Raw genomic sequence first — 12340 nt, forward strand, 5'->3', positions numbered from 1 at the left:
AAGCATGGCCGGCGCCGCTGTGCTACCCTGCTGGCCTCATGCCAGGCTGCCACCCGATCTGCTTGTCCTCGGCATCGAATCCTCCTGCGACGAAACCGGCCTCGCGCTGTACGACACCGAAGCCGGCCTGCTCGCCCACGCCCTGCATTCGCAGATCGCCATGCACCGCGACTACGGCGGCGTCGTACCTGAACTCGCCTCGCGCGACCATATCCGCCGCGTGCTGCCACTGTTGCAGCAGGTGCTGGACGAAGCCGGCCGCACCCGCGCCGACATCGATGCGATCGCCTTCACCCAAGGCCCCGGGCTGGCGGGCGCGCTGCTGGTGGGCGCATCGGTGGCCAACGCCCTGGGCTTCGCGCTCAATGTGCCGATGCTGGGCGTGCACCACCTCGAAGGCCACCTGCTGTCGCCGCTGCTGACGCGTAATCCGCCGCCGTTCCCGTTTGTTGCCTTGCTGGTGTCCGGCGGGCACACGCAGCTGATGGAAGTGCGCGGCGTCGGTGAGTACGCGTTGCTGGGCGAGACCCTGGACGATGCCGCCGGCGAAGCCTTCGACAAGACCGCCAAGCTGCTCGGCCTGAGCTACCCGGGCGGCCCCGAAGTCTCGCGCCTGGCCGAGTTCGGCGTGCCGGGCTCGTACGCGCTGCCGCGCCCGATGCTGCATTCCGGCAACCTTGACTTCTCCTTCGCCGGCCTGAAGACCGCCGTGCTCACGCAAACCCGCAAGCTCGGCAATGTGTGCGAGCAGGACCGGGCCAACCTGGCGCGCTCCTTTGTCGACGCCATCGTCGACGTGCTGGCCGCCAAGTCGATGGCCGCGCTCAAGCAGACCGGACACCGGCGCCTGGTGGTTGCCGGCGGCGTGGGCGCCAACCGGCAACTGCGCGAGCGGCTGGACCAGCTTGGCGCGCAGAAGAAGATCGAGGTCTATTATCCCGACCTGGCCTTCTGCACGGACAACGGCGCCATGATCGCCTTTGCCGGCGCGATGCGGCTGCAAGCCGCGCCCGAGCTGGCGCAGCGCAACTACGGCTACGGCGTGACGCCGCGCTGGGAGCTGGCGGATATCCGGCTGCTTTTTTGTCGTTGGCAAGGACGGCTTACTGGCTTACTGTGCCGTACGCTTGTCCCGCTCGATCACCGCATAGGCGCTGTGATTGTGGATGGACTCGAAGTTCTCCGCCTCCAGCACATAGGCCACGATGCGCTCGTCCGCATTCAGGCGCATGGCGATATCGCGCACCAGGTCCTCGACGAACTTGGGATTCTCGTAAGCGCGCTCGGTGACGAACTTCTCATCCGGGCGCTTGAGCAAGCCCCACAGCTCGCACGAGGCTTCTTCCTCGGCCATGCGCACCAGCGCCTCGACCGGCAAGTCGCCCGCCAGCTCCACGTTCATGGTGATGTGCGAGCGCTGGTTGTGCGCGCCGTACTGCGAGATCTTCTTCGAGCACGGGCACAGGCTGGTGACCGGCACCAGGGCCTTCAGGAAGACCTTGGTGGTGCCGTTGCGCACTTCGCCGATCAGCGTGACTTCGTAGTCCATCAGCGATTGCACGCCGGACACCGGTGCGATCTTGTTGATGAAATACGGGAAGGTCACTTCGATGCGGCCAGCCTCGGCTTCGAGCTTGACCAGCATCTTGTCAAGCAGCGTCCGGAAGGTCGCCAGTTCCAGCGGCTCGCGCTCGTCCTCCAGCAAGGCGACGAAACGCGACATGTGCGTGCCCTTCTGGTCGGCAGGCAGGTGCACGTCGAGATTGAAGGTGCCAACCGTCGCCAGCACGCCCGCGGGCGTCTTCAGCGACAGGGGGTAACGCACGCCCTTCACGCCAACCCGCTGGATCGGGATCTGGCGGGTATCGAGGCTCGACTGCACGTCGGGCATCACAAAGGCGGGATTGATGTCATTCATATGGATCAGGTTTCCTCTACGGTCGCGGCATTTTTCGCAGTCAACCTTGCCGCGCAACGAGTGTGAAACCGCGGTGAAGGCAAAGCCGATGCCTTCTTCGCAGCTGCGAACACAGAACCTGGGATTCTAAGGGAATTTGTCTTGGACTGCCCACGAGCAGGGCGATACCCGCACGGGGAGCACGGGTGAACGGCATCAGGAAAACCGGCGCGCCCGCAGCGCTGCGGGCGCGCCCTTGGCTCAGGCCGCGCGCGTTGCGGCGGCCGGCCGGGCCAGGTTGAAGCGCTCGCGCACCGACTGCTCGATGCCCTTGGCGTCCAATCCGCATTGCGCCAGCAGGAAAGCCGGATCGCCATGGTCGACAAAGCGGTCGGGCAGGCCAAGCTGCAGCACCGGCACGGCGATGCCGGCGGCGGCCAGCGCTTCGAGCACGGCGCTGCCCGCGCCGCCCATCACGCAGCCTTCTTCGACGGTGACGAGGTAGTCGTGCTCGCTCGCGAGCTTCTTCACCAGTGCTTCGTCAAGCGGCTTGACAAAGCGCATGTTGGCCACCGAAGCGTCGAGCGCCTCGGCCGCGCCCAGCGCCGGATGCAGCATCGAGCCGAACGCCAGGAAGGCCACGCGCTGGCCGGCGCGCGCGCCGCCCGTGCGGCGCATCTCGCCCTTGCCCACCGGCAGCGCGGTGAGCGCGGCCTCGGTCGCCACGCCGCTGCCGGCGCCGCGCGGATAACGCACGGCGGTCGGGCATGCCTGCTGGTACGCGGTGGTCAGCAGTTGGCGGCATTCGTTCTCGTCGGCCGGCGTCATCACCATCATGTTGGGGATGCAACGCAGGAACGCGATGTCGTAGGCGCCCGCGTGGGTGGCGCCGTCGGCGCCGACCAGGCCGGCGCGGTCGAGTGCGAACACCACCGGCAGGTTCTGCAGCGCCACGTCGTGGATCAGCTGGTCATAGCCGCGCTGCAGGAACGTGGAGTAGATCGCCAGCACGGGCTTGAGACCCTCGCAGGCAAGGCCCCCCGCGAACGTCACGGCATGCTGCTCCGCGATGCCCACGTCGTAGTAGCGGTTCGGGAAGCGCTTCTCGAACTCGACCATGCCCGAGCCTTCGCGCATGGCGGGCGTTACCGCCACCAGCTTGGGGTCGGCGGCGGCCATGTCGCACAGCCATTCGCCGAACACCTGCGTGTAGGTCTTGCGGGCGGGCTTGGTCGACGGGCGGATGCCTTCGGCCGGGTTGAACTTGCCGGGGCCGTGGTACAGGATCGGGTCGGCCTCGGCCAGCTTGTAGCCCTGGCCCTTCTTGGTCACCACGTGCAGGAACTGCGGGCCGCCGCCTTCGAGGGCGCGCTGGCGGATGTTCTGCAGCGTCGGCACGAGCGACTCGAGATCATGGCCGTCGATCGGGCCGATGTAGTTGAAACCGAATTCCTCGAACAGCGTGGCCGGCACCATCATGCCCTTGGCATGTTCCTCGAAGCGCTTGGCGAACTCGAGCACCGGCGGGGCTACCGACAGCACGCGTTCGATGCCCTTCTTGGTGGCGGCGTAGAACTTGCCGCTCATCAGCCGCGCGAGGTGGCTGTTGAGCGCGCCCACCGGCGGCGAGATCGACATGTCGTTGTCGTTGAGCACCACCAGCAGCGGCAGGTCCTTGTAGACACCGGCGTTGTTCATGGCCTCGAAGGCCATGCCGGCGGTCATCGCGCCGTCGCCGATCACGGCAATGGAAACGCGCTTCTCGCCCAGCGTGCGGGCACCCAGCGCCATGCCCAGCGCAGCCGAGATGGAGGTGGAGGAATGCGCGGTGCCGAAGGTGTCGTACTCGCTTTCCGAGCGTCGCGGGAAGCCCGAGATGCCGCCCCACTGGCGCAGGGAATGCATGCGGTCGCGGCGGCCGGTCAGGATCTTGTGCGGATAGCTTTGGTGCCCCACGTCCCAGACGACGCGGTCTTCCGGCGTATTGAACACATAGTGCAGGGCAATGGTCAGTTCGACCGTGCCCAGGTTTGACGACAGGTGGCCGCCGGTTTGCGACACCGATTCGAGCACGTAGGCGCGGAGTTCGTCGGCCAGCGTCTTGAGCTGGCGGCGGTCCAGCCGGCGAAGGGCTGCGGGGTCGTCAATAGTTTTTAGCAGTGCGTAGGTCATGATGTCCGTTCGGCGGCCGGATTCTTGTGCCCGGTTGTCAGTGTTTCCTGCTTGTCCATTCAATTCGAGCGCAGCACGATGAGATCGGCCAGTTCGCCCAGGCGTCTGGCGCGCGCGCCGAACACCGCCAACGCTTCGTGCGCCGTGGCCCGAAGCTGCTGCGCCAGTTGGCGTGCAGGCTCGAGCCCCATCAGCGACACGTAGGTCGGCTTGTCGTTTGCCGCATCCTTGCCGGCGGTCTTGCCAAGCGTGGCGGTATCCGCGGTTACGTCGAGGATATCGTCCACCACCTGGAACGCCAGGCCCACGGCCGCGGCGTAGCGGTCGAGCGCGGCCAGGCCGGCTTCGTCCACGGCACCGCAGTAAGCGCCCATGCGCACGCTGGCGCGCAGCAGCGCACCCGTCTTCATGCGGTGCATGCCTTCCAGTTCTTCCAGCGACATGGCCAGGCCGACATGCTGCAGGTCGATCGCCTGCCCGCCTGCCATGCCCACCGAGCCAGAGGCCCTGGCCAGCTCCGCTACCAGGCGCATGCGCGCGGCGGCGTCGAGCGAGGCCAGCGAGGCCGACTCGGCCAGCACCACGAAGGCCTGGGTCTGCAGCGCGTCGCCCACCAGCAGCGCCGTCGCTTCATCATAGGCCTTGTGCACTGTGGGACGGCCACGACGCAAGTCGTCATCGTCCATGCAGGGCATATCGTCGTGGACCAGCGAGTACGCATGGATCATCTCCACCGCGCTGGCGGCCGCGTCGCAGGACTCGGGGGCAGCGCCCGCCACTTCGCCGGCCGCGTGCACCAGCAAGGGGCGAACCCGCTTGCCGCCGCCGAGCACAGCATACCGCATGGCTTCGTGCAGCGTGCAAGGCACTGTCTCCACCGCCGGCAGCCCGGCGTCGAGCGCGGCCTCGGTCCTGGCGCCCGTGGCGCGCATCCAGGCGGCGAAATCGCCGGCGTCGATAGCTTGATGCGATTCGCTCATTCCAGGTCTCCGGCGTCGGCGGACATGGGCTTGAGTACATCGCCCTCCAGCACTTTAACTTGTTGTTCCACGCGTTCGAGCATCTGCTGGCAGTACCTGACCAGTTCAGCCCCGCGCTTGTACGCGGCCAAAGAATCTTCCAGCGGCAAGGCACCGCCCTCCATGCTGGCTACCAGGGCCTCCAGTTCGGCCATGGCGGCCTCATAGGAGGCGGGCGGCGCGGAGGCGGACCGCGGGTCGGCCGCGGCCGGATCGGCCTGGGCCGGAGAGCTCGTAGTCTTTGGCATTGCGGACATTGAATCTGAGGAAGGTGGGATTTTACGCCAAAGCGGGGCGTTGCCCGCATCCATGCGACAGCGGGGGTGGACAGCGTTGCCGGAAAGTGACTTGTGCGCTTGGGTCGTCTTTCCGAATGCGCCCTGAACGACACCTCCATGACGACCCGGGTCGACTTTTTCGCTAAAAAGGCTAAATAATCAGTCCCTTAACTTTTTCGCTCGGGTACAATCCGCGGTTCGTCAGCGCGATCCCCATCCGTCGGCCCGGAAGCAGGCCAGGGCGCGGCTGACCGTCTTTCCCAAATCGATTTCTTTTTCGATGGTTGGGTTGTTCACTGCTTTCGCCTGTCATAGGGAGTGGGGATAATGTCCAATCTCAGCACCGCGCTGAAACTGGTGCCGGCTGATACGCAGTTGCCCGTAAACGTCTACATCGACGAGGCACTGCATCAACAAGAACTGGAACTGCTGTTCAAGAAGGGCCCGGGCTACGTTGGCCACGAGCTGATGATCCCCGAAGCGGGCGATTATCACACGCTGGCCGCCGAGGACGAGGGCCGCATCCTGGTACGGAATGCCGACGGGATCGAGCTCATGTCCAATGTCTGCCGCCATCGGCAGGCCATCATGCTCAATGGCCGCGGCAATGCGAAGAACATTGTCTGCCCCTTGCACCGCTGGACCTACGATCTCAAGGGTGAACTGCTCGGTGCGCCGCATTTCGCCGAGCGTCCGTGTGTCCACCTGAACCGCTCGCCGCTGCAGAACTGGAACGGCCTGCTGTTCGAGGGGCAGCGCGACGTCCGGGCCGACCTGGCACGCCTGGGCGTGGCGGAAGACCTGAACTTCGAAGGCTACCTGCTCGACCACGTCGAGATCCACGAGTGCAACTACAACTGGAAGACCTTCATCGAGGTCTATCTGGAGGACTACCACGTCGTGCCGTTCCACCCGGGCCTCGGGAGCTTTGTCTCCTGCGATGACCTGAGCTGGGAGTTCGGCGACTGGCACAGCGTCCAGACCGTCGGGCTGCATGCGGGCCTGAAGCGCCCGGGCAGCCCCACGTACCAGAAGTGGCATGAGGCCGTGCTGCGCTTCAACAACGGCGTGCTGCCCAAGTACGGCGCGATCTGGCTCACCTACTACCCCAACATCATGGTGGAGTGGTATCCGAACGTGCTGGTGGTCTCCACCCTGCATCCGCTCGGGCCGAACAAGACGCGCAACGTCGTGGAGTTCTACTACCCCGAGGAAATCGCGCTGTTCGAGCGCGAGTTTGTCGAGGCCGAGCGCGCCGCCTATATGGAAACCTGCATCGAGGACGACGAGATCGCCGAGCGCATGGATGCCGGGCGCCGCGCGCTGGCAAAGCGCGGCGTCAGCGAGACCGGGCCTTACCAGTCGCCCATGGAAGACGGTATGCAACACTTTCATGAATGGTATCGCCGCGCCATGTCGTTCACGGACTGACCCGCCAGCCAAGGCCCGGCGGGCCGCAGCCACCTGAACGACGTAGCTTTTCAAGCAGAACGGACCGCCTCGGCGGTCCGTTCTGCCGTTGGTGCACTGCACACTCGCTGTTACAATCGCCGCTTCCGGTGTGCGTCCGGCGCCTCGCCGCCTGCCACGCCGGCCATCCGCCCCATGCGGAGCCTTCCGCGATTCCGATCCCTGCCCTGCCAGGACCCGGTTCGCGCGCTGTCCATTCTTCCTTCCGCCTCACCATGCAATCGCTCTGGATGCTGTTCGCCGCCTTCGCCTTCTCGTTAATGGGGGTGGGCGTCAAGCTGGCATCCGAGATCTATGCCACGGGCGAGATCGTGTTCTACCGCAGCCTGATCGGCGTGATCATCATGTGGACCGTGCTGGCATCGTCGGGCACCTCGGTGCGTACGCCGCACATGGCCATGCATATCAAGCGCAGCCTGTTCGGCGTGACCGCCCTGCTGCTGTGGTTCACCTCGATCACCATGCTGCCGCTGGCCACGGCGATGACCCTGAACTACATGTCGCCGGTCTGGATCGCGCTGATCCTGGGTGCCGGCGCGGCCTTGACCGGTACCGGCGGCGCGGACCGCAAGCTGATCGGCGCCATCCTGATGTCGTTCGGCGGCGTGCTCTGCCTGCTGCAGCCGTCCGTTGGCCATAACCAACTCACCGGCGGCCTGATCGGCCTGATCTCCGGCATGTTCACCGCGCTGGCCTACGTCGAGGTACGCCAGCTCGGCCAGTTGGGCGAGCCCGAAGGCCGCATCGTCTTCTACTTCTCGGCGGTCGGGATGGTGGTCGGCCTGGCCTGGATGGTGTTTACCGGCCCGAGCGCCCACACCTGGCGGGGCGCCGGCCTGCTGCTGGCCATCGGGGTTCTCGCCACGCTCGGCCAGACCGCGATGACGCGCGCCTACAAGCGCGGCAACACGCTGCTCACCGCCAACCTGCAATATGCCGGCATTGTGTTCTCCAGCCTGTGGGGCATGATTGTCTGGCGCGACCAGCTCAACGGGTTGTCCTGGGTCGGCATGGGGCTGATCATCGCCAGCGGCATCGCGACCACGCTCACCCGGGCGCGCGAAGGCTCCAACCAGCAGCCAACCGCCGATACGCCGGTCAAGTCGGCCGAGGCGGAAGTGCACCCCGAGGTGTAGCATCGATGGCGGCCAACGGTGCTCACCCGGCCGCCCGCGCCGTCAGGGCGCGGCCATCCCAACCCAAGGTTATGCCATGTTCACCACCCTGATCTCCAGCCAGGACCTGCGCGCGCTGCGCGACGACGGCAGCCGCCACAGCGTCGTGATCGACTGCAGTTTCGACCTGGCCAACCCGGCTGCGGGACGCGATGCCTATCACGTGGGCCACCTGCCTGGCGCCTTCTACCTGCACCTGGACAACGAGTTGTCCGGCGAGAAGACCGGCACCAATGGCCGGCACCCGCTGCCCGACCCCGACACGCTGACCGCGCGCCTGCGCGCACTGGGGGTGAATGAAGACACCCAGGTCATTGCCTACGATGCGCAGGGTGGCATGTACGCGGCGCGCGCCTGGTGGCTGCTGCGCTGGCTGGGCCACGGCGCGGTGGCCGTGCTGGACGGCGGCAAGAATGCATGGGTGGCGGCCGGCCTGCCGCTCGAGGCGGACAACGCGCGGGAGCCCGAAACCCCGGGCAACCTGACGCGCAAGGCGGCACTGGTGGCCACGGTGGACGCCGACGCCGTGCTGGCGAACCTGGCAAACCCGACCCGGCTGGTGGTGGACGCCCGCGCGGCGGACCGCTTCCGTGGCGAGAACGAAACGCTGGATCCCGTGGGCGGGCATATCCCGGGCGCGGCCAACCGCTTCTTCAAGGACAACCTGGAGGGCGACGGCAGCTTCAAGCCGGCTGGCGCGTTGCGCCAGGAGTTCGCGCAGGTGCTGGGCGGCAAGCCGGCCAGCGAAGCGATCATGCAGTGCGGCTCCGGCGTGACCGCCTGCCATAACCTGCTGGCGCTGGAAGTGGCTGGCCTTTCGGGCGCTGCGCTTTACCCGGGATCATGGAGCGAGTGGTGCGCCGATCCGGCGCGGCCGGTGGCAAGCGGCGCCTGAGATGGCGGGCGGCGCAAGCCGCCCCGGCGGCTGGCTTATCTGGCGGACGCCGCCGCGCCGTGCGCGTGGCCATGGCCATGCGCTTCGTGCACGCCATTGGTGATGAAGAAGATGGCGCAGATCCCGGTGGCAACCAGCACGACCTGGATAATCGACTCGCGCCAGCGCGGCTTGCGCTGCATCTGCGGCATCAGGTCGCTCACGGCGATATAGACGAAGCTGCTCGAGGCGATCACCAGCACGTAGGGAATCCAGCCGCTCATCTGGTCGAGCAGGTAGTACCCCACCACGCCGCCGGCGATGGCCGCCAGGCTGGAGAGCAGGTTGAAGGCAAAGGCGCGCGCCTTGGAGAAGCCGGCGTTGAGCAGCACGATGAAATCGCCCACTTCCTGCGGGATCTCGTGCGCGGCGATGGCCAGCGCGGTGACCAGGCCAATATGCGGATCGGCCAGGAAAGCGGCGGCGATCACGATGCCGTCGGCAAAGTTGTGGAAGGTATCGCCCACCAGGATGGTCATGCCGCTACGACCCGCTTCCTCGCGGTCATGGCCGTGGTGGTGGTGGTGCCCGTCGCCCTCGTGATGGTGCGAGTGGCGCAGCAGCGCTACCTTTTCCAGCAGGAAGAAGCCCAGCAGGCCGGCCAGCAAGGTGCCGAACAAGGCGCGCGGATCGGCGCCGGACTCGAAGGCCTCGGGCAGCGAATGCAGCAAGGCCGTGGCCAGCAGCACCCCGACCGAGAAGCTCACCATGCGCTCGACCACGCGGGAAGCCACTGTCAGCGACAACAGCGCTGCGCCAAAGATACTGCCCACCCCCGAGACGGTGGCGGCAAGCAGGATATAGACAAGCGTGGAATCGATGATGGGCTCCTGGGATCGCTATTCCGCTCCTGGGGGAGCAGTATCGATCTCAAACGCAACACTGTTGCAAGAAACGAAGCCCGCATTGTACGTAGGTTGCGGCCGGTTTTGCAAATCCCGCGGCACAAGCCGATCTTGCCCGCGGAACCGGCAGCGCCCGGCCAGGCCGCATGCGCGAGCCGCGCCTTACACCCCGTGCTGCTTGAACCAGGCCAGGCAACGCTGCCAGCCATCCTTGGCGTCCGCCTCCCGATAGCTCGGGCGGTAGTCCGCGTTGAAGGCATGGCCGGATTCCGGATAGACCACGAAGGTGGAAGCCTTGGCAAAGGGATCGCTCGATGCCGCCAGCGCCGCCTTCATCTTTTCGACCTGTTCCTGCGTGATGCCGGTGTCCTTGCCGCCGTAGAGGCCCAGCACCGGCACCTTGAGCTGGCCGGCCAGGTCGACCGGGTTGCGCGGCTTGATCGGGGTCGGCTCGCCCACCAGCTGGCCATACCAGGCCACGCCAGCCTTCACCTGCTGGCTGTGCGCGGCGTACAGCCAGGTAATGCGCCCGCCCCAGCAGAAGCCGGTAATGGCCAGGCGGCTGGGGTTGCCGCCGTTGGCCTTGGCCCAGGCCGTCGCCGCGTCGAGGTCTGCCATCACTTGATCGTCCGGGACCTTGGAGATCAGCTTCGCCTGCAGTTCCTGGATGGTGCCGAAGCTGCTGGGGTCGCCCTGGCGCGCGAACAGTTCCGGCGCGATGGCCAGGTAGCCCAGCTTGGCAAAACGCCGGCAGATGTCGGCGATGTGCTCATGCACGCCGAAGATCTCGCCTCACCACCAGCACCACCGGCAAGTTGGTCTTGCCCTCCGGCTGGGCGCGGTACGCCGGCATGTTGAAGCCGCCCGAGGGAATCGTCACCTCGCCGGCGGCAAGGCCGGCGAAATCGGTCTTGATGGCCTGCGCCATCACAGGCAAGGCAGCGGCGGCAAACGCCGAACCCAGCGCCGTCTTGACGAAGGCGCGGCGGTCAAAGGACTGGCTGGGTACGAGGCTCTCGACTTCTGGCTTCAGCATGCGGTCTCCTGTGGGGCGCGGATGGCTTGAGTGGCTTGGCTTGCGGATCTGGATGCGCAAGGCACGCCGACGCCAGCGGCGTCGGGAGATCCGATTCTAAGCAAACATGGCGTGAAACGCACGCGGCCGGCAGGCGCGGCGATTCCGCGCGCCTCCGGCGCCCGTCAGGCGGTCAGGCGGTCAGTGCAGCTTGACTCGCGGGCTGGTCTTGCTGCGCAGCCAGTGGGTCACGGTATCCAGCCCCATGCCCACGGCGCCGTGCAGCGCCATCACGTGCATGCGGTACAGGGAGCTGTACATCACGCGCGCCATCAGCCCTTCGATAAACATGGAGCCGCCAATCAGGCCGCCCATCAGGCTGCCGACCGCGCTGAAATGCCCCAGCGACACCAGCGAGCCCAGGTCCTTGAAGGAGAACGACGGCAGCGGCTTGCCGTCCAGGCGCGCGCGCAGCGCGCCGTAGAGGAACATGGCCTGCTGGTGCGCGGCCTGCGCGCGTGGCGGTACGGCGCCCTGCTTCTCGGGCCAGGGGCAGCTGGCGCAATCGCCAAAGGCGAAGATATCGGGATCGGCCTCGCTTTGCAGCGTGGGCTTGACGATGAGCTGGCCCATCCGGCTGACCGGCAGGCCCAGGGTGGACAGCACCGCCGGTGCGGTAATGCCGGCGGCCCACACCGTCAGGTCGGCGTCGACGCGCTTGCCGCTGGCGGTCAGCACCGCGTCCCCGGTCGACTTCCGTCACGCACGCGCCCGGCGGGAAAAACTTCGATGTCGAGCTTTCGCAGCAGCTTGGTGGTTTCGGTGGACACGCGCTCGGACAGCGCGGGCAGGATGCGCGGGCCGGCCTCGATCACGTGGATGCGCACATCGCGGCGCGGGTCCAGCTGATGCAGCCCGTAGGCGCTCAGCACGTGCGCGGTATTGCGCAGTTCGGCCGAGAGCTCGACGCCGGTGGCGCCGGCGCCCAAGAAGGCCAAAATCCACGCGCGCCCGGCCGTCTTCGCCGATGCGCCCGCGCCCGTTCTGGGCGCGCACGCAGGCCGAGATGAGCTTGCGGCGAAAGCGCTCCGCCTGGTCCACGGTGTCGAGCGCGATGGCGTTCTCGGCGGCGCCCGGCACACCGAAGAAATGCGTGACGCAGCCGATCGCCAGCACCAGGGTGTCATAGGGCAGATCGCGCGCGGGCAGGAGCTCCGTGCCGTCGAGGTCGACACAGGCCGCCACCGAGATGGTCTTGCGGCCCCGGTCGATGCCGGTCAGCTCGCCTTGCTGGAATTCGAAATGATGCCAGCGGGCCTGCGCCACGTATTCGAGTTGATGGGTATGGGGATCCATGCTGCCGGCGGCAACTTCGTGCAGCAGCGGTTTCCAGATATGCGTGGGGGAGCGGTCCACCAGTACCACCTGCGCGGCCCCGCCCTTGCCGAGCTTGTCGCCCAGCCGCGTGACCAGCTCCAGCCCGCCTGCTCCTCCTCCGACTACGATGATGCGATGCGCCCTTCCCTAGGTGCAAT

At 66.7% G+C, this 12340-nt stretch carries 8 protein-coding genes and 3 pseudogenes; 4 read left to right on the forward strand and 7 right to left on the reverse strand.

The genetic code is table 11. The annotated features are described in order from the left end of the window. Positions 1–58: 58 nt before the first annotated feature. Positions 59–1078 (forward strand): annotated as a pseudogene (gene tsaD / locus OR16_RS41310) (tRNA (adenosine(37)-N6)-threonylcarbamoyltransferase complex transferase subunit TsaD); the annotation flags it as partial. A 33-nt stretch (positions 1079–1111) separates the two neighbouring features. Here the strand turns inward: tsaD and folE2 are convergent. The 4 genes from folE2 to OR16_RS16015 form a co-directional block, all read right to left on the reverse strand. Continuing rightward, positions 1112–1918 carry a GTP cyclohydrolase FolE2 gene (gene folE2, locus OR16_RS16000; RefSeq protein WP_006158988.1) on the reverse strand — a complete coding sequence of 269 codons (807 nt, stop codon included), beginning with the start codon at positions 1916–1918 and terminating at the stop codon, positions 1112–1114. A gap of 240 nt (positions 1919–2158) precedes the next feature. Next, entirely contained in the window at positions 2159–4069 is a 1911-nt protein-coding gene (dxs, locus tag OR16_RS16005; RefSeq protein ID WP_006158989.1) for a 1-deoxy-D-xylulose-5-phosphate synthase, read from the reverse strand. Between the two features lie 59 nt (positions 4070–4128). Continuing rightward, entirely contained in the window at positions 4129–5049 is a 921-nt protein-coding gene (locus OR16_RS16010; RefSeq protein WP_006158990.1) for a polyprenyl synthetase family protein, read from the reverse strand. Next, positions 5046–5336, reverse strand: coding sequence for an exodeoxyribonuclease VII small subunit (locus OR16_RS16015; protein ID WP_043419976.1), 291 nt, complete (start codon positions 5334–5336; stop codon positions 5046–5048). Before OR16_RS16015 ends, OR16_RS16010 begins: the two co-directional genes overlap by 4 nt. 357 nt (positions 5337–5693) lie before the next feature. On the opposite strand from OR16_RS16015, the gene OR16_RS16020 reads away from it, so the two are divergent. From OR16_RS16020 to OR16_RS16030, 3 genes are all read left to right on the forward strand, one after another. Continuing rightward, entirely contained in the window at positions 5694–6797 is a 1104-nt protein-coding gene (locus OR16_RS16020) for an aromatic ring-hydroxylating oxygenase subunit alpha (RefSeq protein ID WP_006158992.1), read from the forward strand. A gap of 254 nt (positions 6798–7051) precedes the next feature. Continuing rightward, complete coding sequence (locus tag OR16_RS16025) at positions 7052–7972, forward strand: DMT family transporter (protein WP_043419943.1); 921 nt, start codon at positions 7052–7054, stop codon at positions 7970–7972. Between the two features lie 76 nt (positions 7973–8048). Continuing rightward, on the forward strand, positions 8049–8906 hold the full coding sequence (locus OR16_RS16030) for a sulfurtransferase (protein ID WP_006158994.1): 858 nt from the start codon (positions 8049–8051) through the stop codon (positions 8904–8906). Between the two features lie 35 nt (positions 8907–8941). On the opposite strand, the gene OR16_RS16035 is transcribed toward OR16_RS16030, so the two are convergent. The 3 genes and pseudogenes from OR16_RS16035 to OR16_RS16045 all read right to left on the reverse strand — a co-directional run bounded on the left by OR16_RS16035 (position 8942) and on the right by OR16_RS16045 (position 12314). Next, positions 8942–9769, reverse strand: a complete 828-nt coding sequence (locus tag OR16_RS16035) for a ZIP family metal transporter (RefSeq protein ID WP_050982995.1) — start codon at positions 9767–9769, stop codon at positions 8942–8944. Between the two features lie 183 nt (positions 9770–9952). Then, positions 9953–10826 (reverse strand): annotated as a pseudogene (locus tag OR16_RS16040) (dienelactone hydrolase family protein). A gap of 180 nt (positions 10827–11006) precedes the next feature. Then, positions 11007–12314 (reverse strand): annotated as a pseudogene (locus OR16_RS16045) (NAD(P)/FAD-dependent oxidoreductase). Between the last annotated feature and the right edge of the window lie 26 nt (positions 12315–12340).

This window comes from Cupriavidus basilensis OR16, from assembly GCF_000243095.1.
Taxonomy (GTDB): domain Bacteria; phylum Pseudomonadota; class Gammaproteobacteria; order Burkholderiales; family Burkholderiaceae; genus Cupriavidus; species Cupriavidus basilensis_D.